Consider the following 24,520-nt stretch of genomic DNA (forward strand, 5'->3'; position numbering starts at 1 on the left):
TAATTAAAGTTCGGGGATGGCTCTTCTATGATAAAATATCTTCTCTTTAAACGACTAAACTGTAAGGTAAGATCGTAACTTTTTCACCTTAATGGAATTTATGTAATCGGGATTTTCCCTATTTGCGTAAAACTTTAAAGACTTTTCGAGATGGTTAGAAACAACCTTTAGCTTGTCTTCCAAGGTAGTTGCTTCTTTAATTACGGACATTTCTTCTTCATCTGTAATATCTACTAGTGTACTTCCCAGAAAACGGTATCCCGACTTTTCTTCTTCTAAAACATTATTAATCTCTTTAATCAAAGAATCTCTATTGTCACCTTTAGGTAAGTAATTAATAACAAACTCAATAAAATCATATATTTCATTCCATTCACTTTTGTCTAATATTTTTCTAATCTCTATCACGCTTGTATCTCGCCATTTTGAAAAACTTAAGTTGTCATAATTCATTTGTATGTCATCAACATCAATTTTAAAATGCTTATCAAATAGATTGCATATAAATGACCTTTGAAATTGTTCTTCTGGAGAAAGAAAAAAACTTGCAAACTTTTCAAAATCCGGCAATCCAAAAAAAACATTTACAAAACAATTCCAAAGCCTGTTTCTTAATCCATCATCCATAGATTTTATTTGTACTGCTTTTTCGGGGACAAGTCCCATTCTTTCTGAAAACGTTTTATCTTTCATTTTTTTATCTCATTAATTGAATCTACGAGATTGCTTCGTCGCTCCGCTCCTCGCAATGACAGTTTTATTCATTGTATATTTAAAGAATATTTAAGTCAATAAAAACGTAATAAAGCATTACCTGTAAATTCTATATAAAGTACCTTTCATCTCCACGCCGTAGCGTTGACAACTCGACCAATAAGTTGTATGAATAAATGGTTGGAACGGGAGTAATCTAAAAAAGCCAATCTCTTAATATTTTTGGAGAATTACCGATGAAAAAACTAATCCTATTTCTCATATTCGCGGCAGGACTCATTGTTATCTTGATCTTTGCCCTTACGACATCTTTGGGCGACTTGAAAGGGGTCGAAACGAGGGAGGTGCCGGAGGTGGTGAAGGACGAGGCCTTCGGCGGAGTCTATGTTAAAACAGAGGGGGAGCCGACCGAGTACTGCCGGGTAATCGACGTCGGGGGGAAGTCGAAGTTCCTGCAGGTCAGGGCCGATGACCAATACATGATAGGCTACCTCAAGGCAAGGGCTATCTCTGACGAGATGATCTCATACATGGAGACCGTCGACAAGGAGGTGACGGACTACGCGGGGTCACTCTTGATGCATCGGGCAAAGAAGAAGAGCCGCTACTACTGGAAGGCGATCGACGACAGGTACAGGGACGAGATAACGGGGGTGTACCACGGCCTCCTCGACGAGGGGCACGACGTGAAGGCGGCCGACGTCCTCTTCGCCTACACGTGGCGGGAGCTCGTCTACGTCACGCTGGCGGTCAGGATAGGCCCGATCTACTATAAGCTCTTCTACAAGGATAAGGGAAAAGAGACGGGGGGCTGCTCCTCCTTCGGCATTTTAAATCCGGACGGCTCGGTCATCATTGCCCAGACCATCGACAGCCCGCCCCAGTCAAAGGGTTTCGGCGACTACTACTTCGAGGAGCAGAGGATAAACGGCGAGGACGTGGTGACGACCATGAGCTCCTACGCCGGCCTCTTCGGATGGGACATGGGGTGGAACTCGAAGGGCGTTTCGGTAGTTATAAACAACATGTTCACGAAGGAGTACGCAAAGGAGCCGAGGCTCCCCTACACCTTCAGGGGGAGGGAGGCGTTGAGGATTGCAGACGACGCCTACGAGTACGTCGAACACTGGACAAAAACGGGGAGCCCCAACGCCCAGAACTTCATGGTGACGGACCTTAAAGGCAACCTCCTTCGCCTCGAGAGGTCCAGGGAGGAGTTCGTGATCACCGATGTCAAGAAGGACGGCCTTAAAGGCACTTACTGGGAGGATATAGGGATGCTCACCTCGACAAACACGTTTGTCACAGACGAGATGAAGCATTTGATCCTCTTTCCGGATGTGTGCACAGGCAGACAGCCGACTGCCGACACCACGGCGAAAAAATACGCCGCCGACGGGAGGGTGACGCTAATCGAGATGAAGGAGATATTGGCCTATCAGCCGGAGGGCGAGATCACCGACGAGAACGCCATCTGCTACCGGCCGCAGCATCTGATCGAGAAGAACAACGCATCGATAACGGTATATCAGCTCATCTTTGCGGTTGAGGATGGAGTAAGGAAGATATATCTGAAGGAAAACTTAGACTGCGGGGACAAAGACTACGTATCACCCGTCGACCCCCTGTCGAGATAGGAGCCGGCCGTCGAAAAAAGCAAAACATCAAACAGCGCGGGGGCGGGGTTTAAGCCTGCCCCCGTTTTTTTACATGTGGAGCGGTTTTCAATATAGAAAATTGCGACATCGGCCATGACGCTCATGGGTCAAGGCAAAGGGGGCAATAGTTATTTCCCACGGGTTGAAAACCGACTCGTTTCAGAAAAGCCCCAGATAGAAGCCGAAGAAGAGAAATGCGCCGAGCTGGAGTGCGACGCTTATTATGACGGCCAATATATCGTTTCCCTTTCCGGTTCGCTTCGGGACTATCGGCTCAAAATCGTTTTTTTCCATCTCGACTCACCTCGCCAAAAGAGTAGGAGAAATTAGAGTTTCAGTCTTGACGGCTTTCTACCGCTGCGAATTATACGATCATAAGTCCTACTTAAATATCCTTTAACTCCCCTTTTTCAGAAGGCTCCCTGTCTCCTTTCCGTCCCCCCTCCCCTGATATTGTCCTGTTTTTTTATCTCGATCTCCCTCAATCCGGGGAGAAAGTCGCTCGTTCCGCGCTTGAAATACTGGACGGCGGAGACCGACCCGTCCCCCCTTACGGTAATGACGTTGAAATTGTGGCCCACGATCCGAATCCACTCGTCCGCCTTCTTGCCCGAGGAGCCGCACCCCAGGACCCCTATCTCCTTCTCGACGCCGTTCTGGTCGTAATATGTGGCGCGGCAGAACTGGGGATAGTGCCGGTGGCCGTGGAGGATGAGGGAAAAGTCCTCCTGGATCAGCCGGTAGAGAAACACCCCCGCGTTTTCGAGCATCATGTACGCCTCGTCCGCCATCCGCGGGAGAAAGTTGTACTTCGCCGGCATCGGATGGTGGTGAAGGAGCGCAATCTTGAACGAGTCCCGGTACTCGCTGCCGTATATCGATCTCTTGAGCCCCCTGGCCCAGTCGGAGAACTCGTCCAGGTCCCTCTCGATTATCAGCCCGTGGGACATTATTCTTAAAAATTGGCTCATCTTTCTCAAAAATCCGCCCCTGGGCTCGAGGATCTGGTTGGAGTCGAACGCCGCAACCGTTATGAGGTCATCGGGGGAAAAGTGGTGTCCCCTCTCCTCCTCGGTGAAAAGCTCGTAGAACTTCCCGGTCCTTCTGAATCCGTACATCCCGTTGTAGAAGAGGTCATGATTCCCGGGCACGACCCTGAGGCGGGGCGCGTGGCCGAAAAAGCGTTTCACGTCCCTCAACACGTTCCTGATCATCGTTACCGGAACGGACAGATCTTCTGTGGGCCCCTCGACTATATCGCCCGTGATCACCACGTAGTGGGGGCCTTCGTCCAAGAGATGGCCCAACACGCTCTCAAAGATCTCAGTGCTCTTGCCGTCGTAGTGTATGTCCGACATGTGAAATATCTTTATCTCAGAGTTGCCGTTGGGAAAACTCCCCCTTGTCAGGTTTCGATCCGTGGGTTTTAAGAACAGAGGCATCGGACCCATCCTGTCCATCTGCCCGTTCTCTTTCCGGTCGGGAAACATCTTTTCTAATTTATACGTATACATCCTTATCCTTTTGACAGAGACTTCCTGATAACCTGTTCATACAGTCTCTTTTCATTTTCAACCGACCTGGGCATGGCCGGAAGGCCGGCCATCTCTTTGGCCACGGCAATATCCCGCTCAAGGTCGAGGTCTCTCTGATCCACCGAGTGAAACCAGCCCATCTCGCTGTAATATCTCGAGAGATACTCCTGCTCGGTCTGCCCTGGCGTCGGGATCAGGAGGGCCTTTTTCCCCCCCAGCTCCGCAAGCTCAATGATGGTCGTGTAGCCGCTCCTCGTTATGACGCACTTCGCCCTGTTGAGGAGCTTCTCCATCTCGATCCGCGAGGCGTGCGACTTCACCACGACGCCCCCGTTCAGGTGCTCCTCGTAGTAGGACTCCGGATCTCCCATCAGCAGCACCTTCTTGCCGTCGAGGGAGTCGATCTGATCCATAATAACCTTCTGGAGCTCCCTTTTCGTCTCCTTCGGGCCCGAAATGCTGATCAGGTAATCTATATCCTCGTCGACGTCTATCTTTCGTATATTCGACAGGATCCCCGCGTAATAGGCCCTCTCTATCGTCCCCGGTCTCTTGGCGTGTCCCAGCTTTCCGCTGAGGGAGAGCTCCCCGGGGGGATTGTCGGGGATGATTACGCGGTCGAAATTCCTGTGGAAAAACTCGTTGAACGCCTCTGTAGCTTTCTCGATGGCCTCGAAACCGCCCGGCGTGGAAAACCTTATCTGGTGCGATATAAAAAGGGACGGCACGTCTTTGGCAAAGGCGCCGAACCTATTGTCGCTTATTACGAGATCATAACCATTTTCTTTTACGATTTGGTCTATCGCCCTGTGCTCCCTGATGATATTTCTGTACATCAGCGGGAACAGGGCGAGAAGCCGCGCCACCGAAAAGCCCCTCCTCGTATATGGGGATGGGTAGTCCTCCACCCGGTAGAATTTCAGGTCTGGATATTCCCGCTTGAGCAGCGTATATGCTACGCCGGTTGCGGCTACTCCCACTTCATGCCCAGACTCGATCAGGAGGTTTATAATAGGCATATCCCTGGTTGCGTGTCCGAGTCCCCACGAGAGGGGACTTAACAATATCTTGGCCATTTAATCCCTTGTTATTTACAGAATAAAATCTATCTTCTTCCTGCCACGGAAATAATATAATAGTCCTTTGTATAGACAGAATAAATAATTTGTAAAATTTATGTATAGTTTTCGATCGATCTTGCCTCTCTTCATCGATAAATAAAAAGTTTTTTCTTGACAATTGCACCAACTTCAAATAAAAGAAATTCAGATATATTAAAGAGGTTTTTTATGCGCGATTTAACGAGCGATGAGGCCAATGCCATAAGGCTTCAGATGTTGTACAGCATCGGGAACGGCTGGTCATGGTACGCCTACAAAAGACTCGGCCCGGAGAAGATAATCGAGCTGGAGCTTGAGATGTGGAGCGATTTAATCCCCCTGGCCGTTGAGATCCTTTACATGATGATTCAGCCCGAGGGGAAACCGGCAGATAAGATGAAGCACTTCTTGAACCAGATAACAAAGGTCAACGGCTACGTCCCGAAATTCCTGGAGGAGGACGAAAACTCCCTCAAATGGGAATACAGTTCCTGCCCGAACTGGGACAACCTCGTCATGGTCAACTTCGATGATTACCTGACGCAGGACGGGAAGCCCGCAAAGGTCTCATGTATCCACGGCTGCACGAAGATTCACGAGCTATACTTCAGGAAGATCAGCCCTAATATCAAAATCGAGAGCTTTGACTTGAGGCCGAACGCAAAGGAGACTTGTGTCTTCAAGGCGTCCGTGAAATAGTCGGACGGAAAGATCAAGGGTGGGAGCGTAGATATATACGGTTTTTATCGGTTCAACCCGGTTACATGAATCGGCCGATGACCCTCGGCGGATCGGGCGATCCACCCCGTTAATTCTTTTAGCCAAAAAGGAGTTTAGAACATTCCTCGTCAGTGTTTTTGACAATATTTGTTCCTCGCAATGACAAGGGTGGCAAGGAATGTAATTGCGAGCCTGCCAGCGGCGGGCGCTGGCAATCTGATGGCACTATAGACAAGGGGCTTGAAGCAAGGGGCTTAAGTCCCTTGTCTTATGTGGTCCTACCTCCCCTTTGCCTTCTTCTTAGCCTCAAAGTCCGCGATTATCGCCTTGACGATCTCGATGAACTCGGGGCGGGAGGCCGCCTCAGTCAGATCGGAGGGGTCGGGTAAGCCGTATTTGTATCTTTGAAAGGTCCGGATTTCTATCCCGGGCCTTTTTAGCTTGCGAAATCTCAACTTTTACAGTAACATTTTCGTGGCCTTTGGCGGCAGTGGCGGATTTTTAAGTTATTTATTTTGGAGATATATTATTATGCAGAATGAAATAAAAAAACCTTTGAGAATGAAGCTCGGCTACGGAGCCGGAGATCTCTCCAGCAGTATTTTCTTCACGGTCGGGACTTTTTTGTTGTTGAACTTTTTGACCGACCAGGTGGGGCTGAACGCTGCCCTGGCGGGGGTGGCCCTCATGATTGGAAAGATCTGGGATGCGGTGACCGACCCCGCCGTGGGCTATCTCTCCGACAGGACAAGGACCAGGTGGGGACGCAGGAGACCCTGGCTCCTATTCTCGGCGATACCCTTCGGCCTCTGTTTCCTCTGGATGTTCACCGATCCCCAGATCGGTGTGGAAAACCAGACCGGGATTCTTATCTGGGCCACTTTGTCGTTTATGCTCCTGTGCACCTTTTACACATTCGCCAACGTCCCCTACAATTCCCTCCTCCCGGAGATAACGAAGGATTTCAACGAGCGGACGGAGTTTATGGGATACAGGACCGTATTCGCCGTTATGGGGACGTTCATCGGGGCCGGGGCCTCCGTCCCCATAATCAGCGCCTTTGAGATGTCCTACGGCAGGAGGATAGGCTTCATCGCCCTGGGGGCGATCTTCGGGATGGTCATCGCCGTATCGGCGATCACCCCCTTCTTCGCCGTAAAGGAGCCGCCACTGCCTGATGTCGTGGAGAAGAAGAACATCTTCAAGTCAAACCTGGACGCCTTTAAAAACAGGCCCTTCATGCTGATCTTGATCCCTTGGTTTACAAATTCGGCGGGGGTGTCGGTCATCCTCTCCATGATGATATATTATTTCAAATACATCTATCAGAGGGAGGACCTGGTGACATACGCCATGATCGTACTTCTGGCCACATCGGTCCTCTTTGTTCCGATAACCCTTTTTGTGTCGAAAAAACTCGGCAAGAGAAACACATATCTTACAGGGATGTCCATAGTCATCGTCTCGGTCTTGGTCTTTTCGGCGGTGGCGCATAAATACGGGATTGTCTCGGCGTACGTCATCATGTTCTTTGCGGGGGTCGGCTTTTCGACCCATTACATCATGCCCTGGTCGATAGTCCCCGACACGGTAGACTACGACTACGCAAATACCGGCGTCAAGAGGGAGGGGATATACTACGGTCTCTGGAGCTTCGTCATAAAGGTGGGGGCCGCCCTGGCGGGCCTCTTCTGCGGGGTGGTCCTTAACTGCTCCGGCTACATCGAACCGGTAAACGGGGTCGCGGACCTCGTCCAGCCGCAGTCCGCCCTCCTGGGGATCAGGCTCCTCATAGGCCCCGGGAGCGCGGCCTTCTTCCTCATAGGGAATATCGTCCACGCCTTTTACCCAATTGACAAAAGGGCGCACGAGGAGATACAAAAGAAGATAGAAGTGATCGAGTCGAAAGGGAAGTAACGCCGGACAAAAACGGAATTATCAGGGAGGAAATATCGTGAGCTGCCACCTTTTAGCCGTCCCCTTCAGCCTTGCGGGAATACTCCTTTATTTCATCGCAAGGAAGAGAAACGACCTGAAAAGGGTCGAGTACATTCAACCCCTGACGACACTCTTAATAATCGCCGTCGCCGCCCTCGGGTTTGCCTCTGAAAACGCAAATGATCTATATACTATCTTCATCCTCGTCGGCCTCACGTTCTCCCTTATCGGAGACTGCTGGAACGTCGACATGACCGACATGGAGACGGTGATCTACGGGCTTATCGTCTTCGTCTTCGCCTATTTCACGTACCCGCTGGCCTTCACCGTAATGGACGGATTCCACAGGGAAGACATAATCGTCGGCCTGATATGCCTGGCCCTCTACGCCGGCCTCATCTCCTACTGCTGGCGGGGACTAAAAGGCATGAAGGTGCCGGGCATGATCTACGGGCTGGTACTCTTCATCCTCATCAGCCGGGCGATATCGACCTTCTTCGGCGATACGTTCTCGACTGCCCAGTCGATCCTGATAACGGCGGGGACGGGGATGATATTTCTGGGCGACGTGCAGTTTGCGATCGAGACCTTCAGGAAGCCGCCGCCCCCGAAGCTCGTGATCGATCTCAAGGTAATAGGGCCGATCCTCTACGCCGGGGGACAGCTCCTGATCGCCCTCTCTACGTCATATTTCCCAGGGCCGTAGACGCAATGACAAATATTGTCATTTCCGTGAAAACGGGAATCCATTAAATACTATTTGTCATTCCCGCGTAAGCGGAAATCCAGATTGATATTTTTCTGGATTCCCAATCGAGTTGGGAATGACAGCATAAATTCCCACCCAAGCCGGGAATGACAAAAAATGTCATTCCCGCGTAAGCGGGAATCCATTAAATACTATTTGTCATTCCTGCGCAAGCGGAAATCCAGATTGATATTTTTCTGGATTCCCAATCGAGTTGGGAATGACAGCATAAATTCCCACCCAAGCCGGGAATGATAAAAAATGTCATTCCCGTGAAAACGGGAATCCATTAAATACTATTTGTCATTCCCGCTTAAGCGGAAATCCAGATTGATGTTTTTCTGGATTCCCAATCGAGCTGGGAATGACAGCATAAATTCCCACCCAAGCCGGGAATGACAAAAAATGTCATTCCCGCGTAAGCGGGAATCCAGAGGGAGGGCGTCTTTGGGTTGGGTGGCGCCCACAAACCCCTGCTTGTAAGCGGGAAGCTTTGATAGAATGGGAATTCACGCCGATGTTTTTCTGGATTCCCAATCGAGCTGGGAATGACAGCATAAATTCCCACCCAAGCCGGGAATGACAGTACAATTAATTCCACTTTCTTGTTTAAAATGATATTATTAAAAACTATATTTTTATCATAGGAGAAAAAGAGATGCAAAACAACCTTATCCCACTGATCCCGATTCCCTTCATCTTCGTCGGCATGATGATAACCTGGATAGCCAGAAACAAGGAGGACTACAAGAAGGTCGCAATATTCCAGCCAATTACAACGATCCTGACCGTCATCGTGGCCCTTTTGGGTCTCCTTACCCCCGGTGCCGTTTTCGGCTACACGATGTGGATATTGGCGGGGCTTCTGCTGTCGCTCGCCGGCGACATCTTCAACATCAACATGACAAAGGACAACATCCTTTATGCCGCCCTGATCGTCTTTTTCTTCGCCTATCTCGTCTACCCAATAGGGATCACGATTTACAACGGCTTTCATTTCGAGGACATATATGTGGCTATAGGATTACTACTGGTACTCATCTGCCTCCTCTCCTACATCTGGAAGGGTTTGGGCAAGGAGTGGAAGATCCCCGTGATGCTTTATGCGATGGTCATGCTCTTCATGGTTCACCGCGCCGTCTCGACCTTTTTCGGCGATTTCTTCAGCACAACCCAGGCCGTCTTCCTGACTATCGGGACGTCGATCCTCTTTATTGCCGACTCCGAGTATTCGATACACCGTTTCATTAAGCCGTTCAAGTTCATCATCGGGCCTTTCCTCTACCCGACGGGACAGCTTCTGATTGCGCTTTCCACCTCCTACTTCCCGGGCATTGAATAGGCGGGGAGGCATCATGAGGATCATCTTTAGTGCCCCTGAAAACGCCTGGGCCGGCTTTCTTGGAAGGATAAGGGCCGAGATGCCGGAGCACGATTTCACAGCCACCGGCAAATTCGGCGTCGATAGCCTTGAGGGGTACGACGTCCTCATCCCCACCATGACGAAGATCACGGCCGAGGTGCTTAAGACGGGGGACAGGCTGAAGCTCGTCCAGCAGTGCGGCGCAGGCCTCGAGGGGGTGGACATCGAGGCGGCGAACCGGCTCGGGATAATTGTCGCCAACGTCCCCACCGACATCTCGAAGAACGCCGACTCGGTGGCGGAGCTCGGCATATACATGATGGTGGGGCTTTCGAGGAACTTCAGGAATTTTAAAAAGAGCTTCAAAGAGGGAAAAATGGGGGAGCCGCACGGGAGGGCGCTGACGGGGAGAACCGTCGGTCTCGTTGGGCTGGGGGGGATAGGGCGCGCCCTCGCAAGACGGCTTAAATCCTTCGACGTAAAGATCATCGGGATAAAGAGGAGCGACCCCGAAGCTGCTAAAAAGGAGCTCGGCCTCGAATGGGCGGGAGGACCGGGAGACCTCCATAAGCTCCTAAACCGCTCCGACTACGTTATCCTCTGCCTCCCGCTCACGGACCGGAGCAGGGGCCTGATAGACGAAAAAGCCATATCGGAGATGAAAGAGGACGCGTTTCTGATCAACCTGTCGAGGGGATCGATAATAGACTACGACGCCCTGAGAGACGGACTTAAAAACGGGAAGATCGCAGGGGCGGGACTCGACGTATACTGGAACGAGCCCCCCGACCCGAAAGACCCTATCTTTGAATACAACGTCCTTGCCACCCCCCACATCGCCGGCTCCACCGACGTCTCGATGGGGGGAATCGTTATGGGGGTTGCCGAGAACATCAGGAGGGTGGAGAGGGGAGAGAAGCCGTTTTACACAAAGGGCGGATGAAAATCGCTAAGGGATTTGATGAACACAATTCTTTCTCCATCTCAACACCGTTATATGTTATATTGGCGTTATATGTTATATTGGATACATCGCTTCAGTGTAATGGTTAGTTCGCCTATGAAACGGATAGACCGCATTATTTTGTCAATCACGGTAATCCTCATTACCCTTGCGGCGGGGTGCGCCGGCTACGCGATAAGGCCCAAGTACGAGTTCGCCTGGCCCTTCTTCGACGGGCTGGGCAAGGTACAGGTCGACGGCAAGTGGGGATTTGTCGACAAGGAGGGGAACTTCGTCATCGAGCCGGAGCTTGAGAGGGCCGGCTGGTTTTCGGAGGGGCTCGCCCAGGTGAAGATCGAGGGGAAGTGGGGCTTTATTGACAAGGCCGGAGAGGTGGTAATCGAGCCCCGCTTCGACTGGGCCTGGGCCTTCCGGGAGGGATACGCCCTTGTCCGCACCGGGGAGAAATGGGGCTTCATCGACAGAAAGGGAAACTTTATCACGGAGCCGGTATTCGACCTCGCCCGGGGCTTCTCTGACGGCCTGGCTTTCGTGGGATTCGACGACGACGGGGATATGAAAAACGCTCTCGATGCGGCACGCATCGACCGCTGGGGATACATCGACGGATCGGGAAAAATGAAAATCAGGCCGAGATTCAAACACGTCGGTGACTTCTCGGACGGGATCGCCCCGGCCGCTATTGACGGCCTTCATGGATATATAAATAAATCGGGGGAATTTGTCATCAAGTTTGAGCCGAGGTTTAAGATTTTAGGCGGTTTCTCCGAGGGATTCGCCCCCGTCAAAGAAAACGGCCTATGGGGATTTATCGATAAAAGCGGAAGGATCATAGTTGCGCCGAAATACGAAGAGTTCAACGCATTTCACGAGGGTTTGGCTCTGGTAAAGACAAGCGAAGCATCGGGAGGGAACTGGTGCTTCATCGACGGGACGGGAAAGGTCAGGATCGTTCTCGAGGGGAGGTCGGGCAACTTCCACGAGGGGCTCGCCCACGCAGACCACGTAACACGGTTTGGGGTCAAAAAGTGGGGCTTCATCGACAAGACGGGGAAGTTCGTAGTCCCCCCCCGCTACGACTGGACGGGGTGGTTCTCCGAGGGAATGGCGGCGGTCAGGGTCAACGGGAGGTACGGGTATATAAGGCACTCTGATGTTTATGAAAAAAAGTAGGGGCTTACATCAACTGCAAGCCCCAATCAAGAAAAAAAACGGCTATAAATTTACTTCTTGAGCCAATCCTTTGCCTTCTGCACATTGTCAAATACCTCTATCTCGATCGTCTCGCCGGCATCGGACCTGTAATTATCTATCGCTATCTTTCCAAAGTGACTCGAAGGGACGACAAACGCCTCCTTTCTCAGCCCGGAGGATGCAAACGCCGGAAGAATGACCTCGGCCACCCAGGCAGTATCCTCTTCCGAGATGAAGCCGATATCCCTCGCGTCAACAAACCATTGAAGCCTGGGGTATTTAACCTTGTATTCCTTAAAAAACTCGAGGCTCTTCTCTTCCGAAGTCCTGAAATCCTGGGAAGCCATAAACTTCTTTCCTATCCATTCCAGACACGGGACGGATTCATCTATCGAGAGCCTGTAGCTCTCGTTTTCAAACAGTACCATTTTTTTACTCCTTTATATGATGGTTATGACACGTAAATTCCTATAAACATTGAGACCTTTCAGCCTATATTGTAAATTTTATCATACTTTCTTTTAGTGTCAATGCTATGAGCAGATAAAATAGTAATACGGCAAAAAATATCATGATTATTCAAATGTGAAACATTATTGAACATTACTATAAAAGCAGTGTTTTTGAATTAATTGCAAAAAAAGGGGCCTACCATATAGGTAAGCCCCGGTTGATTCAAACCAAGTCTATATAATCAAATCAGGATTAAAATCAGAGACCGTACCCCGCCTTCAGCTCGTCCAGCTTCGCCTTGAGATCGGGCAAAAGCCTTTCGCCCTCCTCCGTTCCGATTAGGTTCACCTTTTCCTTCGGGTCGCTTACGAGGTCGTAGAGCTCCCTTCCTCTCCTGCCCTCGAACTCGATGTACTTGTGGGTGTTGGTCCTTACGGCAAAGTTCGGCGGAACCCGATACGGGTAGTCGGTGAAATACTCGTAGAGCCACGCTTCCCTCCCTTCGGCTCTCCCGCTTTTCAGGATAGGCACGAAGCTCTCCCCCTCCACTTTATCCGGCACTTTAATGCCCGCCATCTCGAGTATCGCGGGCATGAGGTCGACGTTAAGGACCATCTGCCCGGCCCGCCTCCCCGGATCGGGGATAATCCCGGGTGCGCGGACTATAAAGGGGATATGCATCGACTCCTCGTAGGGGAAGCGCTTGTCCACCAGGTTGTGCTCCCCCCAGAAATAGCCGTTGTCCCCGGCGTAGATTACTATGGTGTTGTCGGCGATTCCCATCTCGTCCAGCTTGTCGAGGAGGCGTCCTATCTCCCGGTCGAGCGCCACCAAAGCGCGGCAGTAGTTGCGGTATTTCTGCTGCATTATGCCGAGCATCCCGTAGTATAGGTTGCCGTCGGTCAGCGTCACCCACGGATCGAAGTCCTTCGGGAGATGGAGATCCTCCACATCGCTGTAGAGGTCTTTCAGGTCCTCCGGAGGGAGGAACTGGTGGTGAACCGCCTTGTGGGAGAGGTAGAGGCAGAACGGGTTTTCCCGCTCTTTTTCGATGAACTCGATCCCCCAGTCGGTCAGCTCCTCGGTTATATACGCCTTTCTCGACGGCATCTCGACCCCGTCGACGATTAAGGGGCAGTTAAAGTAGCGTCCCTGGCCCCCCTGGACGGTGAAGGTCACGAACTGATCCACGCCGCGAAGCTTCGGGAGCTTGCCCGGCATGTGCCACTTGCCTATAAATGACGTGTCGTAGCCCGCTCCCTTCAGAAGCTCCATGAACGTGACGTTTTCGTTGTTCCAGACCGTGATGTTGTTCTTTACGCCGTGGGTGTGGGCGTAGGTGCCTGTAAGAAAACTCGCCCGGCTGGGGCTGCACAGCGAGGTGGTGACAAACGCGTTGTCGAAGTGCACCCCCTCCTTGGCGAGCCTATCCATGTTCGGGGTCTCGATGAAGGGATGGCCCACGTAGCTCAGGTGATCCCACCTGTGGTCATCGCTCAGGATGAAGATTATGTTGGGGCGCTTCTCCGCCCTCGATATACTCGGGATCGAGAGCCCCGAAAGTCCCACAAGCCCCGCCGCCGAAACAGCCCCCATCGTCTTCAAGGCTTCCCGCCTGTTTAACTCCCTATCTAAAAAGGTCTTATCTTTTTTATCCGACATATCAAACCTCACTCAATACGAATTGTGAATTTTTGACGGCAGCACACCCCTACATCATCCCGGAGCAGAAGATTGCCCTGTAGCCGTCCATGAAGATGTAAAAGTGGTTGACCCCCACGTCCCACAAAAGGGTAAACAGGAAGTTCCCGATCCCGATAACAATCGCGATGATCGCGACGGCAGGCCCCCTCTTGTGCACAACCCCCCGTTTTCTGGCCGCTCTCCTCAAGAGAAGCTCCGAAATCCCCATCTCCGCAATCATGGTGGATACGAGCCACTGGTCGACCACGCTGAGGTAGAAGTATATAGCCTCGGGCACGCTGTATATCCCTGCCATGATTATCGATTCCTTGGTGGCCCAGAGAAAGGCGGGAATAAAACAGGCGACGATCCTCTCGAAAAGGGACGCCCCGCGAAGATACGCCAGGGAATAGATGTAGAACGTCCCGAACCAGAGGGTCAGCATTATCAATATCCCCGAAGATGTTGACAAAATCTGAAACAGCGTGTAGTTTTTGAGCATGTGGGAGTAGTGATAGACCAGGAAGGATATGGCCATTATGATGATAACGGTCAGCTGAGGGGAGATGAACCTCTTATAAAAACTCTTTTTTTCCATAAGATCCTCCAGATTTATATAATTTAGATAAAGTATAAATCCAAACTCCCCTTTTTTCAAGGTGTTTTTGGCCGTAAAAACGGAAGGCGAGGACGGGCCGAGAAATTTTGTTATAAAATTGGAAAAGGGGGCGGGTTCAAATCCGCCCCCTTTTAGAATTTTTACTCCTAGATGTTGAGATTTCGCTCAGATGCGGATCAATACGATCCGCTTAAAACAGTCATAAACTACAAGCCAGGAGTGCTCCCATCACACATAAAACACCGCATATAAACCGAAAATCTTCGCTGCCAAAGTTCACCGCAACAGTCCCAAGGATCGACCCACTACAACATTCAACAGGTCAACAGGACGTCTATGTCCATATATAAGCCAACATCTCCTACAATCAATCCGCCGTCCATCGCCCCATGACCATTCCCAACAGCCCCCTATATATACCCGAGGTCTTCCAGTCGCTTTTTAATCTTCTCCTCGTCTTCCGTGCCGATCGCCGACTTCAGCCTCTCGATATCGACATACCCGAGCTCTATCATCTTGTCCAGGACCTTCCTGGCGCTCTCCTCCGGGGTCTCCAGGTCGGTATTGACCGTCACCTCCGGATTCTCCGGCTCCTCGTAGGGGTCCGAAACCCCGGTGAAGTTCTTTATCTCGCCCGCCAGAGCCTTCTTGTACAGGCCCTTGACGTCCCTGTCTATCAGGACCTCGAGGGGGCACTTGCAGAACACCTCGATGAAATCGCCGATCTCCTTCCGGTTGTAGTCCCTGACCTCCCTGTAGGGGGAGATGGCGGCGGCTATCGCTACCACGCCGTTTCTCGTAAGGAGGTTACAGACAAAGCCTATCCGCTTGATATTGAGATCCCTGTCCTCCTTGGAGAATCCCAGCCCCTTGCTCAGATTCGTCCTGACGACGTCCCCGTCCAATACCTCCACCTTGTAGCCCGCATCCCTCAGGACTTCCTCGACTATTTCACTGACCGTGCTCTTTCCGCTGCCGGACATTCCTGTAAACCAGAGGGTAACCCCCCTGTCATCTTTTTTTCCCACTTAAACCTCCATCTATCGTTTTATTAACCTTATAAATATCCAAACTGGCAAACCGTGACCGTCCTATCTCCTTCATAACATGAAAATCCTATTTAATTGCCTTTCCCTCTATATCATCCGGGGCGTCGATTCCGAATAGGGACAGTACCGTCGGCGCCACGTCAACTATTGAAATGCCGTCCCGCACCCCCCTCGACTCCGTTCCTGACATGGCGAAGAACCCGTAAAACGAGTGATTTGCGTCGTCCGGCCCGGTGTCGTTGTCGTATGTGATGTACCCGCCAACCCCCAGCGAGCCAACCGAGCGGTACCTGAGGTTTCCCAGATATACAAAGATGTCGGGCGGTATCCCATTGACCTCCCTGTAGAGATCGCCCGGCCTGAAGCAGACGTTGCCGATGAGATTTCCCGACTCGTCTTTCATATTCGATATCTCGTCGATAATCTCGTTTAAAAAGTCGTCGTAATCGCCCGGATCGACAACCCCCTTCGGCTCCCTCCCCTTGACGTTGACGAATATCCTGCAGTAGTATCCCCCCTCGCCCCAGGCCTTCGTCTTCTCCCAGTCTATCTCTATCTTTCTTATGGGGGTAAGCTCCTTCGGGTAATCCTTGACCGCCAGGTAGCCCTTATCGATGAGCCACTCGTTTATCGCCACCCCCCCCATCATCGGCTGCGCCCCGTGGTCGCTCACCACGACAATCACGCTCTCTTCCGGGACTTTCTTAAGCAGTCTCCCCAGCCTTCCGTCCAGAAAGATGTAGTACTCCCTGACGCAGTCGGAGAGCTCGTTTCCTGGAACGTGCTTGGGATGGGTCGTGTCAAAAAACTTCCAGAATCCGTGGTGAAACCTGTCGGGGCCCATATCCACCATCATGAAGAAATCCCAGTTCTTCTTGGTGATCATATACTCCGCAATATCGAAGTGCTGGTTGGAAAAGGCGTATATCTCCCTCAAGAGCCGCTCCTTGTCGTCTGTCCTGAAATCCTTTACGTCGATGATATATTCCCCGAAGACGTCGACCAGCTCGCTTTTAAGCGAAGTGGGGTAGGTATACTGGGCGCTCGTATCGGGCGTAAGCCACCCGCTGACCATCTGCCCGTTGACCCTGTTCGGCGGATAGGTCTGGGGCACCCCAAGGAGTACGACCTTCTTTCCCCTGTCGGAGAGTATATCCCAGACCCTCTTTTTCTTCACGGTGCGGGAGGTGGCCAGCTTCAGGGCGTCATACGAGAAATCGCCCCTGTTCCTGAATCCGTAAAGCCCCAGTGAGCCGGGAGAGTAGCCGGACATCATCGCCGACCAGGCGGGTATCGTTATCGGGGGATCGGTGCTCCTGATCTTCCCGTAAATACCCTCTTCCATAATGCGCTTGAGGTTCGGCAGGTCATCTATCCACCTCTCAACGAGGGTAGGCTCAAGACAATCGAGACCGATTATAACCACCTTTCTATCTTCCATCTTTGAGCCCGCTGTAGTATTCGATCAGTATATTTGAGACCTCGGGCCTTATAAACCTCTCGTCGGGGACCTCCCCCCTTCCGAGCATTCCCCGAAGCTCGGTCCCCGATATCGTGACCGGTTTCAATCCCTTCTCGCTCTGCTCGGAGACGAGTCCTACCCTACCCAGCTCCTCGTAGTAGGCGGCAAAGCCGATGTTCAGGTTGTTTATCAGAAGCTCCCCGTTGAGGTTCTCGAACTTCTCCTGGGCGTCGAAATCCCCCCAAATGGGGGTACCGTCGTCGAAGGGGGCGTCCGCGTGCTTCCTGCCGATGATGATGTCGGAAAAGCCGTAGTTCTGCCTGTATATGGCGTGCATCACGGCCTCCTTCGGCCCGGCGTAAAACATCTTTATCTCGAGCCCAAGAAGCTCGAACTGGTCGTTGAGGTCGTAGCCCACCTCCTTCCAGAGCGACTCGTCCTTATCCCCTCTTCCAAGGAGCCTCTTGTCGTGGAGGACGCGGTAGCACTCCATCCTGACCGCAGCGGGAACGTCGTCCGACTTGAGCTCCCCCAACAGCGGATTCAGGACGACTCCGGCGAAGTGGCCGTCCCGGGTCAGCCTCTCGACCGCTATCACCATCGCGTATTCGTGGGCCCTGTGGAGGGGATTTCTCGTCTGAAAGGCGATTATCCGCTCCCACTTCTTCTCCCTGAAGAGCCTCCTCGTCTCCCCGGGGGGGAATATGTATTTACTCAGGGGGCCCTCGTAGGTCTCCGGGAAAACGGAGAGCTTCCCGCCGACCATCATCATTCTCCCGTCGGCGATTACCATCGCCGCCCCGGGGTGGTCCACCCTGTAGGTGCCGTATACGGTCTTTAGATACAGATCCCTGTCGAAGGGGAAGATATCCTCTACCTCGAGATACCCCACCGGCTCCCCCTTCGGCCCTAAAAGAAGGGCCTCCTTTTTTCCCTTCAGCGCCGCGGCCTCCTCATCGGTGGCCGGAAGGGAGATTGGTATAGCCCAGGCGTACTTGGCGCCGTTTGAGACGATGTTCTCGTCCGTCAAAACACGCCCGAAGGCATCGCTGTTCATGGGGCCGGCGAGGGGACTCAAGGCCCCGTCTCCTATCCTCCTTATCGTGGGGAGGTCGGCTACGGACACCCTTATAGTCTTAAGCTCTTTTGCCCTCCCCTTGATCTCTTCCGTCTCCTTCGCCCCAAGCACCTTGTTTACGGGAGAGTCCAGGCCCCCGTGATACCTGAAAGATCCAGTTTCTTTTTCATTTCCGCTCAAAGTCCGTCTCCTTATATCAATTTCAACTACTCTATATAGCCCAGCTCTTTCAAACTATTCAGGATAATCTCCTTATCCTTTTCGTTCAGCTCCTTATCGATCTTGATGTACGATAACGGGTGATTCCACTTGCCCAACGTCACGAGGTTCCAGACCCTCTCGTGAAAGTAGTAGAGTATCATCTTCGACACGACCTCGACCATACCGATTTCAAGTGACAACACGATCCTCTCCGTAAACAAATACACGATGGTGATCGTGGTCATCGTCGCAAAAATCCTCCAGCTTACGGTCTTGAGAATGCTCCTGTAGCGTCTCTCGGTCTTTATCATATCCCCCCTGACCTCCAAAAGAGATAATGAATAACCTTCTGATTATATACTAATTTGCCCCTATTTTCAATTATTTCTTTTAATTGCCGAAGATTATCGCCGGCAAATGTATACAATTTTCTTGTTTTCCTTGAAGATTCACAATTCGCAGATAAATTTTTTGCATTTTGGGTTGGGAATGGAGCGGGACTATTTTTTATATATTTTCGGTTTTAGAAAGAGTTGTAGAAGTAATTTTGTAAAATAAATTTATGGAACAAACTTGATAAGTGCTTTAAAATTCTATATTGGTGAGCAAATGTTAGAGTTTTCTAAAAAATCATTTTTTAATCATAATTAGGAGGAAAAAAAGAGTGTTATGAGAAGATTTATCATTTTTTAAGTCGTTCTCGCTATCGCGTGCCTTTTTTCAATATCTGGTTTTTGTGAAGTCTACAACTATTGGCCAAGGACAAGTCATTCAGCTATTATCTGTCTGAGAGATGGCGAATCATATACTATTACAAGTATCAGTTGTGGTCATGATGATGGAAAGAGTATGGATTTTGCTCCCTGTTGGGAAGACAATGAAGTCGAAATATCTATAATTAAGGCTTTTGAGATTACTAAAATACGTAGAAACGGCTGTGATTGTGGAATGTTTGATGAGAATTTGGTAGATTGTTACGACGTTACAATTACATACAAAGATGGTTCTTCCAAGTCTCTTGAAAAAATAGATTTCCCTGATATTGATGGTTATAAGGACAATAAAAAGTGGCTATCTATACCAAGAAATTCTTTAACTCCAAAAGTTTTATTTGAGTATTGCGACAATATCTTAAAGATCGAGTTCATAGAATAGAGCGATTAAATGCTGAATAACTAATAAGGGGGGGCCATCACCCCCCCTTATCAAACATAGAGTTTTTATTGGCCCACCCTCTCACGCAAGCCCCTTGCTCTTCAGAAGCATCTTAACGAAGTCTATCCTCACCATCCTGACCCGTTGGTTATTCTAAAACCCGTTTTTTCAATCCCCTAAAAACTTTATCACATAGACCCCAACTTGATAAGAATTCCTCTGTTCATCATAAAGTATCCTGACATCGTATTTGATGACTTTCGACTCAACCAGTTTGTTTACGGCCTCATAAAGATCGGAAGTGTCATCGACGGGAACGAGTAGCTTAAGCTGCTCTATTGTTCTCGGACCCTTTTCCAAAAGGCATTCCTCTATCTCTTTAGATACAAAATCAATTTTATGCTTATGAGAAAAATACCTACCTATTTCCACACCACTTATTAACACCAGCACAATAAGGATTATCAAGATTATTGTGGAAGAACAAGGCTTTTTAGTAAAATAAGCAACAACTCCGCCTATCGATACAGCTAAACTTAAGATTGTAAAAATCAATTCTAAATGCATCTTTAAACCTCTACTTTTCGGCCGGGCAATCTACTTTTTCAACCATATCGAGCCTTGCGGGGCCGTTGTTAATTCCAAGATCGATCCCAAATGGGCTTGGATTTCCATGAACGGATACCTGAACCACATTTAGATATGCCTTTTTGAGCTTTACTATTATAATTCTATTGCTCGGCACCGTAATAGGATCGCCTATCAGACCCACAGCCGAATTTGGATCTTCGCCGCCCTTAAGAAGACGGACAAGTACCTTTGTTGCGGTTCCGCCGATAGTAAGCTTCAAGCATGTTTCCTCAGCCAAGTTTATCGGGGGCTTGAGGTCGCACCATCCGCTTCCATATTGAATTGACTCACCATAGTTATAACAATCCAACGGTTGCCCGATCACGGTTCCCCCTGCGGACAACACCAACACAACCATAAAAACCATCAATAATAGTTTCCGTCTCATGATTTCCTCCTCCAAATTATTCATTAGTATGAATACACATTTATTTCAAAACGTTACGCTGATCCACCCTGAGGGCAGGAAACGGTAAGATAAAACTTAAAACGTCATAACGGCCGTAAAAACAGAAAACGGGTACGAGGGCTTTATGGTCCGCCGATCTCAATAAAAGGTCGCCTATCTTTAAAGGAAGACCATTTTAGCTCGCCACATCATTTTTTTCCCACCCCAAATTACATCCGCTAACCCCCACCCCCCTTAGGACGCCATATAATGAGGCCAACCCCCCATTCAATTGGGGATATGTTACATCTGACAGTAGAGAATGTCAAGAATTTTTTACAAACATATCATTTTATTAGTAATTAATCTAATTTGTTAATAAAGTGAGGGGGCCATCGCCCCCTTATTAATATGTAATTTTACTGGTCCATCACCCCATCACGCAACCCCCTAACTTTTCAGAAGCATCTTAACGAAGTCCATCCGCACCATCCCTTACCCTTATCCCATTTACACCTTCAGACCCATCTCCGGTCTTAATAAACGGTATTGACTGATTCTCCCGCTACGGTATGGAAGTGGAGTTCCGCAAACAATAGATATTTGCTGTTACATCTGTTTTCCGGCTTTTAGGGATAGGAGGTGGAGATGATACCGGTCTATATATGTATACATACAAACTGCCCCCTTTACAAAACGTATTAAAAATGATAGTTTATTTGGTTAAGGGAGGCTGGCGCATTAACCTTGCGGCCGGGGAATCTGTTTTAATACATATTTCGAGGGAAAATGGGCGAAAAGAGGATAGCCGTTGTCCACCACTCCGGGTCCGGCAGCACGAGAACGATAGGCGAGGTCTTCGCGGAGTTGCTGTCCAAGAAGCACTCCGTAGACACGTACCCGGTGGTGCGAAACTTCGATTACGGACTCCTCACAAAGTACGATCTCTTGATCTTCGGGACGCTCACGTTCAACTGCTCCCCCTCAAAATCTATGATGGAGTTCGTCGAGGGGATGCCGAAATTCGATAATAAGACGGCGGTCCGTTAAAAAGCAAGTTTCTTTTTAGGAGTCATTTAATTATGGTCAGATACATTGAGCTGAACCACGCCCTGGCGGACGGGATGGAGGCCTACCCGGGGCTCGGGAATATCGAGATCGGCGCCCACCTCGACCACGAGCGGTCGAGGCCGAACTACGACGACAAAGCGGAGTTCTACATCGGGAAGATCTCCATGGTAACAAACGCCGGCACCTATATAGACAGCCCCTTTCACCGCCACCGGGACGGCGCCGACCTGAGCCGGATACCCCTTGAGAAGGTCGCCGGGATCGAAGGGATCGTCCTCGACAGGAAAGATTCGGTCGGCGGCCCGAGCAACCGCCCCCTGAACTTCGTTGTCGACCAATCAGAGCTTACGGGAAGGGCCGTCTTGATCAGGACGGGACTCGACGGATTCTGGGGGGAAAAGAAGTATCTCGAGGAAGTCCCCTATCTCTCTCGGGAGTTCGTCGACCTTCTCATATCGGCAAAGGCGGCCCTTGTCGGGGTCGATTTCCTGAACGTCGACGACACGACGGACAAGTCGAGGCCTGTCCACACGAGGCTCCTCAAAAACGAGATACTCATTGTAGAAAACCTAAGAAATCTCGGCGGGCTCCCCAGGGACGGCTTCAGGTTCTCGGCCGTGCCGTTACGTATCGTCCGGGGGGCGTCCTTTCCGGTGAGGGCCTTTGCCGAGGTGAACGACTAGATGAAAAGATACCTCGAATTCAGGTTCGACATAGATGACCCCGACTTCGTCTCCTCCCTGGACGAGCTATCCCTCTGGTCTTCCCCGTTCGGGCTGATGCTCCTCGAAAACGTACCGATGCGAAGGGGAATGGCCGTGCTCGACGTCGGGTGCTGGACAGGCTTCCCCTTAATCGAGCTGGCCGAGAGGCTGGGGGAGTCGTCGAGGGTCTTCGGAATCGATATTCTCACCGGCTCACTCAAAATAACAAACGACAAGATAAGGGCAAAGGGCGTGCAAAACTGTGGCGTCGTTTCGGGAGACGGCTCCTCGATGCCGCTCAAGGACAATACCTTCGATCTCGTCGTCTCGAACCTCGGGATCAACAACTTTGAAGACCCGAAAGCCGTTCTTAATGAGTCCCACCGCGTCCTTAAGCCGGGGGGAAGGATGATACTTACGACAAACCCCGTGGGCCACATGAGGGAGTTCTACGACTGCTACAGGAAAACGATCCGCGAGCTGAAGAGGAACGATCTCATGGACGGCCTTGAAAGACATATAGGGCACAGGCTGACGGCAAAGGCAACTACGAAAATCATGAAGGACGCCGGCTTTGCCATCACTAAAGTAGAGAAAGACTCCTTTGCCATGCGCTTTATCGACGGGAGCTCCCTTTTCAATCACTCGCTGATAAGGGTCGGCTTCCTCGGCGGCTGGAAGGGGGTCATCCCGTCGGGAGAGGCCGAGGAGTTTTTCTCCGCCCTCGAGGCGAACCTGAACAGAATCGCGGAGAGGAGGGGCGGGCTGAGGCTCACCGTGCCGATGTTATACATCGAGGCGAGGAAGAAATGAGTTAAGCCAAACAGAATCGTTCCCGGTCTTGGCCGGCGAAGGCCCGCCCCTTGAAGTCGGCGGCCGGAATAAAAAAATGAGCGGTTGGGATAAAGAGGATGCTTTATGGATTAAAGAAGAATAGTGATCGGTCTTGAAGAGAGTCTATTGTATCTCCTGTTTTTTAGTTTTAAAAACTTACAGTAAGTGGAGGTGGTTTATTATGGAACCTGTGCAGGTCAAGCGAGCCCTCGTTATAGGCGCGGGGGTAATGGGCCATTCGATAGCCCAGGTCTTCGCCCAGTCGGGCGTCGAGGTGGCCCTGGTCGACAGGGACAAGGAGGCCCTGACAAAGGCGAAAAGGCTTATCAAATCCAACCTCGAAACCCTGGCGGAGTTCGGTCACGTGGACCCGGACGGGATAGATGAAATCTCTGACCGTGTCTACACCACGAGGGACCTTCAAGACGCGGCGATCAAAATAGACTTCGCCGTCGAGGCCGTCTCCGAGGTTCCCGAGGTGAAGGAGGAGGTTTTCTTAAAGCTGGACGCCCTTTTGCCGGAAAACGTTATCCTTGCGAGCAATACTTCCGGAATCGACATTTTTTCCACCGTAAAGGTAAAGAGGCCGGAGCGTCTAATAATCGCCCACTGGTTTGCCCCGCCCCACATCATCCCGCTGGTGGAGGTCGTCCCTGGACCGGAGACATCGAAAGAGACCGTAGCAAAAACGGCAGGCCTCATGGAACGCCTCGGCAAAAAGCCGGTCGTGATGTCCAAGTTCACCCGCTCCTTTATCGTCAACAAGATCCAGAACAACATCAGCCTTGCAGTCTTTGACCTGCTGGAGAACGGCTGGGCCACCCCTGAGGATATAGACTTTGCCGTAAAGACGAGCCTCGGGATAAGGCTGCCGGTTGTGGGCGTCGCCCAGACACTCGACTTCACGGGCCTCGACCTCGTAAACGACGTGATAAAGTCCTACGGGCTCCAGAACAAATTCATCGATGATAAGGTAAACAGGGGACACCTGGGGGCCAAGACCTCTAAAGGTATGCACGACTACGGCGGCAGGACAGAGGAGGAGATATTGAAGAAGAGGGACAGGCTTTACCTCAAGGTATTGGAGCTTCTCGAGGATATAAAGGCCTTCGAGCCGGTGTAGGTATCATATACAGCCGGTGGTCGGATCATTATAACAATTAAGCTGAGAGTGAAGTGGACCCAATATGGTAGACAGTGAAACGGGGGTTTTAAGGTGGATCATGCGGCCTGTTTCCCCCGTTGGTTTTTAAAATATA

At 50.7% G+C, this 24,520-nt stretch carries 25 protein-coding genes; 12 read left to right on the top strand and 13 right to left on the bottom strand.

The window, feature by feature from the left end; translation table 11 throughout:
- Positions 1 to 54 precede the first annotated feature (54 nt).
- Complete coding sequence (locus JW984_07845) at positions 55 to 693, bottom strand: hypothetical protein (GenBank protein ID MBN1573091.1); 639 nt, start codon at positions 691 to 693, stop codon at positions 55 to 57.
- 257 nt (positions 694 to 950) lie between these two features.
- On the opposite strand from JW984_07845, the gene JW984_07850 reads away from it, so the two are divergent.
- Positions 951 to 2,351 (top strand): hypothetical protein, encoded by a 1,401-nt coding sequence (locus JW984_07850; GenBank protein MBN1573092.1) that lies wholly within the window; start codon positions 951 to 953, stop codon positions 2,349 to 2,351.
- Between the two features lie 431 nt (positions 2,352 to 2,782).
- Here JW984_07850 and JW984_07855 read toward each other — a convergent pair whose 3' ends face one another.
- Both JW984_07855 and JW984_07860 read right to left on the bottom strand, forming a co-directional pair.
- Entirely contained in the window at positions 2,783 to 3,886 is a 1,104-nt protein-coding gene (locus JW984_07855; protein MBN1573093.1) for a metallophosphoesterase, read from the bottom strand.
- A 2-nt stretch (positions 3,887 to 3,888) separates the two neighbouring features.
- Positions 3,889 to 4,983, bottom strand: coding sequence for a hypothetical protein (locus JW984_07860; protein ID MBN1573094.1), 1,095 nt, complete (start codon positions 4,981 to 4,983; stop codon positions 3,889 to 3,891).
- Positions 4,984 to 5,196: 213 nt separating this feature from the next.
- Here JW984_07860 and JW984_07865 point away from each other — a divergent pair, with 213 nt between their 5' ends.
- A complete protein-coding gene (locus JW984_07865) occupies positions 5,197 to 5,706 on the top strand; it encodes a hypothetical protein (protein ID MBN1573095.1) in 510 nt (169 codons plus the stop codon).
- Positions 5,707 to 6,005: 299 nt separating this feature from the next.
- Here JW984_07865 and JW984_07870 read toward each other — a convergent pair whose 3' ends face one another.
- Positions 6,006 to 6,182: a hypothetical protein gene (locus JW984_07870; protein MBN1573096.1), complete on the bottom strand. Its 177-nt coding sequence runs from the start codon at positions 6,180 to 6,182 to the stop codon at positions 6,006 to 6,008.
- Positions 6,183 to 6,258: 76 nt separating this feature from the next.
- Between JW984_07870 and JW984_07875 the strand changes: the two genes are divergently transcribed.
- The 5 genes from JW984_07875 (at position 6,259) to JW984_07895 (ending at position 11,913) form a co-directional block, all read left to right on the top strand.
- Positions 6,259 to 7,644, top strand: a complete 1,386-nt coding sequence (locus tag JW984_07875; GenBank protein MBN1573097.1) for an MFS transporter — start codon at positions 6,259 to 6,261, stop codon at positions 7,642 to 7,644.
- Between the two features lie 37 nt (positions 7,645 to 7,681).
- Complete coding sequence (locus JW984_07880; protein MBN1573098.1) at positions 7,682 to 8,371, top strand: lysoplasmalogenase; 690 nt, start codon at positions 7,682 to 7,684, stop codon at positions 8,369 to 8,371.
- A gap of 700 nt (positions 8,372 to 9,071) precedes the next feature.
- Positions 9,072 to 9,755 (top strand): hypothetical protein, encoded by a 684-nt coding sequence (locus JW984_07885; GenBank protein MBN1573099.1) that lies wholly within the window; start codon positions 9,072 to 9,074, stop codon positions 9,753 to 9,755.
- A 13-nt stretch (positions 9,756 to 9,768) separates the two neighbouring features.
- Positions 9,769 to 10,719 (top strand): 2-hydroxyacid dehydrogenase, encoded by a 951-nt coding sequence (locus JW984_07890; protein MBN1573100.1) that lies wholly within the window; start codon positions 9,769 to 9,771, stop codon positions 10,717 to 10,719.
- A 117-nt stretch (positions 10,720 to 10,836) separates the two neighbouring features.
- On the top strand, positions 10,837 to 11,913 hold the full coding sequence (locus JW984_07895) for a WG repeat-containing protein (protein ID MBN1573101.1): 1,077 nt from the start codon (positions 10,837 to 10,839) through the stop codon (positions 11,911 to 11,913).
- 50 nt (positions 11,914 to 11,963) lie between these two features.
- Here the strand turns inward: JW984_07895 and JW984_07900 are convergent, their stop codons facing one another.
- The 7 genes from JW984_07900 to JW984_07930 all read right to left on the bottom strand — a co-directional run bounded on the left by JW984_07900 (position 11,964) and on the right by JW984_07930 (position 18,790).
- On the bottom strand, positions 11,964 to 12,362 hold the full coding sequence (locus JW984_07900) for a hypothetical protein (protein ID MBN1573102.1): 399 nt from the start codon (positions 12,360 to 12,362) through the stop codon (positions 11,964 to 11,966).
- Between the two features lie 283 nt (positions 12,363 to 12,645).
- The gene (locus JW984_07905) at positions 12,646 to 14,049 is read right to left on the bottom strand and encodes a sulfatase (protein MBN1573103.1); all 1,404 of its coding nucleotides are present in this window, start codon (positions 14,047 to 14,049) and stop codon (positions 12,646 to 12,648) included.
- A 49-nt stretch (positions 14,050 to 14,098) separates the two neighbouring features.
- Positions 14,099 to 14,668, bottom strand: a complete 570-nt coding sequence (locus JW984_07910) for a hypothetical protein (protein MBN1573104.1) — start codon at positions 14,666 to 14,668, stop codon at positions 14,099 to 14,101.
- A 431-nt stretch (positions 14,669 to 15,099) separates the two neighbouring features.
- The gene (cysC, locus tag JW984_07915; GenBank protein ID MBN1573105.1) at positions 15,100 to 15,672 is read right to left on the bottom strand and encodes an adenylyl-sulfate kinase; all 573 of its coding nucleotides are present in this window, start codon (positions 15,670 to 15,672) and stop codon (positions 15,100 to 15,102) included.
- A gap of 133 nt (positions 15,673 to 15,805) precedes the next feature.
- Positions 15,806 to 17,179 (bottom strand): alkaline phosphatase family protein, encoded by a 1,374-nt coding sequence (locus tag JW984_07920; GenBank protein MBN1573106.1) that lies wholly within the window; start codon positions 17,177 to 17,179, stop codon positions 15,806 to 15,808.
- Complete coding sequence (locus JW984_07925) at positions 17,169 to 18,458, bottom strand: sulfate adenylyltransferase (GenBank protein ID MBN1573107.1); 1,290 nt, start codon at positions 18,456 to 18,458, stop codon at positions 17,169 to 17,171. Before JW984_07925 ends, JW984_07920 begins: the two co-directional genes overlap by 11 nt.
- Positions 18,459 to 18,484: 26 nt before the next feature.
- Positions 18,485 to 18,790, bottom strand: a complete 306-nt coding sequence (locus JW984_07930) for a DUF2061 domain-containing protein (protein MBN1573108.1) — start codon at positions 18,788 to 18,790, stop codon at positions 18,485 to 18,487.
- Between the two features lie 538 nt (positions 18,791 to 19,328).
- Here JW984_07930 and JW984_07935 point away from each other — a divergent pair.
- Positions 19,329 to 19,634 (top strand): hypothetical protein, encoded by a 306-nt coding sequence (locus JW984_07935; protein ID MBN1573109.1) that lies wholly within the window; start codon positions 19,329 to 19,331, stop codon positions 19,632 to 19,634.
- A gap of 168 nt (positions 19,635 to 19,802) precedes the next feature.
- On the opposite strand, the gene JW984_07940 is transcribed toward JW984_07935, so the two are convergent.
- Both JW984_07940 and JW984_07945 read right to left on the bottom strand, forming a co-directional pair.
- Complete coding sequence (locus JW984_07940) at positions 19,803 to 20,201, bottom strand: hypothetical protein (GenBank protein MBN1573110.1); 399 nt, start codon at positions 20,199 to 20,201, stop codon at positions 19,803 to 19,805.
- A 10-nt stretch (positions 20,202 to 20,211) separates the two neighbouring features.
- A complete protein-coding gene (locus JW984_07945) occupies positions 20,212 to 20,652 on the bottom strand; it encodes a hypothetical protein (protein ID MBN1573111.1) in 441 nt (146 codons plus the stop codon).
- A gap of 789 nt (positions 20,653 to 21,441) precedes the next feature.
- On the opposite strand from JW984_07945, the gene JW984_07950 reads away from it, so the two are divergent.
- From JW984_07950 to JW984_07965, 4 genes are all read left to right on the top strand, one after another.
- Positions 21,442 to 21,702 (top strand): hypothetical protein, encoded by a 261-nt coding sequence (locus JW984_07950; protein MBN1573112.1) that lies wholly within the window; start codon positions 21,442 to 21,444, stop codon positions 21,700 to 21,702.
- A 32-nt stretch (positions 21,703 to 21,734) separates the two neighbouring features.
- A complete protein-coding gene (locus JW984_07955) occupies positions 21,735 to 22,406 on the top strand; it encodes a cyclase family protein (GenBank protein MBN1573113.1) in 672 nt (223 codons plus the stop codon).
- Positions 22,407 to 23,240 (top strand): methyltransferase domain-containing protein, encoded by an 834-nt coding sequence (locus JW984_07960; GenBank protein MBN1573114.1) that lies wholly within the window; start codon positions 22,407 to 22,409, stop codon positions 23,238 to 23,240.
- 202 nt (positions 23,241 to 23,442) lie between these two features.
- On the top strand, positions 23,443 to 24,384 hold the full coding sequence (locus JW984_07965) for a 3-hydroxyacyl-CoA dehydrogenase family protein (GenBank protein ID MBN1573115.1): 942 nt from the start codon (positions 23,443 to 23,445) through the stop codon (positions 24,382 to 24,384).
- The last annotated feature ends 136 nt before the right edge of the window (positions 24,385 to 24,520 follow it).

This window comes from Candidatus Zymogenus saltonus (assembly GCA_016929395.1).
In the GTDB taxonomy this organism is placed as follows: Bacteria; Desulfobacterota; Zymogenia; order Zymogenales; family Zymogenaceae; genus Zymogenus; species Zymogenus saltonus.

Bases quoted from the DNA above. Each gene is read 5' to 3' on its own strand.
- JW984_07895 (MBN1573101.1), top strand. From the start codon at position 10,837: ATGAAACGGATAGACCGCATTATTTTGTCAATCACGGTAATCCTCATT.
- JW984_07945 (MBN1573111.1), bottom strand. From the start codon at position 20,652: ATGAGACGGAAACTATTATTGATGGTTTTTATGGTTGTGTTGGTGTTG.
- JW984_07965 (MBN1573115.1), top strand. From the start codon at position 23,443: ATGGAACCTGTGCAGGTCAAGCGAGCCCTCGTTATAGGCGCGGGGGTA.
- JW984_07860 (MBN1573094.1), bottom strand. From the start codon at position 4,983: ATGGCCAAGATATTGTTAAGTCCCCTCTCGTGGGGACTCGGACACGCA.
- JW984_07935 (MBN1573109.1), top strand. From the start codon at position 19,329: ATGGATTTTGCTCCCTGTTGGGAAGACAATGAAGTCGAAATATCTATA.
- JW984_07960 (MBN1573114.1), top strand. From the start codon at position 22,407: ATGAAAAGATACCTCGAATTCAGGTTCGACATAGATGACCCCGACTTC.
- JW984_07865 (MBN1573095.1), top strand. From the start codon at position 5,197: ATGCGCGATTTAACGAGCGATGAGGCCAATGCCATAAGGCTTCAGATG.
- JW984_07890 (MBN1573100.1), top strand. From the start codon at position 9,769: ATGAGGATCATCTTTAGTGCCCCTGAAAACGCCTGGGCCGGCTTTCTT.
- JW984_07910 (MBN1573104.1), bottom strand. From the start codon at position 14,668: ATGGAAAAAAAGAGTTTTTATAAGAGGTTCATCTCCCCTCAGCTGACC.
- JW984_07900 (MBN1573102.1), bottom strand. From the start codon at position 12,362: ATGGTACTGTTTGAAAACGAGAGCTACAGGCTCTCGATAGATGAATCC.
- JW984_07950 (MBN1573112.1), top strand. From the start codon at position 21,442: ATGGGCGAAAAGAGGATAGCCGTTGTCCACCACTCCGGGTCCGGCAGC.
- JW984_07905 (MBN1573103.1), bottom strand. From the start codon at position 14,049: ATGTCGGATAAAAAAGATAAGACCTTTTTAGATAGGGAGTTAAACAGG.
- JW984_07885 (MBN1573099.1), top strand. From the start codon at position 9,072: ATGCAAAACAACCTTATCCCACTGATCCCGATTCCCTTCATCTTCGTC.
- JW984_07845 (MBN1573091.1), bottom strand. From the start codon at position 693: ATGAAAGATAAAACGTTTTCAGAAAGAATGGGACTTGTCCCCGAAAAA.
- JW984_07850 (MBN1573092.1), top strand. From the start codon at position 951: ATGAAAAAACTAATCCTATTTCTCATATTCGCGGCAGGACTCATTGTT.
- JW984_07920 (MBN1573106.1), bottom strand. From the start codon at position 17,179: ATGGAAGATAGAAAGGTGGTTATAATCGGTCTCGATTGTCTTGAGCCT.
- JW984_07930 (MBN1573108.1), bottom strand. From the start codon at position 18,790: ATGATAAAGACCGAGAGACGCTACAGGAGCATTCTCAAGACCGTAAGC.
- cysC (MBN1573105.1), bottom strand. From the start codon at position 15,672: ATGTCCGGCAGCGGAAAGAGCACGGTCAGTGAAATAGTCGAGGAAGTC.
- JW984_07940 (MBN1573110.1), bottom strand. From the start codon at position 20,201: ATGCATTTAGAATTGATTTTTACAATCTTAAGTTTAGCTGTATCGATA.
- JW984_07875 (MBN1573097.1), top strand. From the start codon at position 6,259: ATGCAGAATGAAATAAAAAAACCTTTGAGAATGAAGCTCGGCTACGGA.
- JW984_07955 (MBN1573113.1), top strand. From the start codon at position 21,735: ATGGTCAGATACATTGAGCTGAACCACGCCCTGGCGGACGGGATGGAG.
- JW984_07855 (MBN1573093.1), bottom strand. From the start codon at position 3,886: ATGTATACGTATAAATTAGAAAAGATGTTTCCCGACCGGAAAGAGAAC.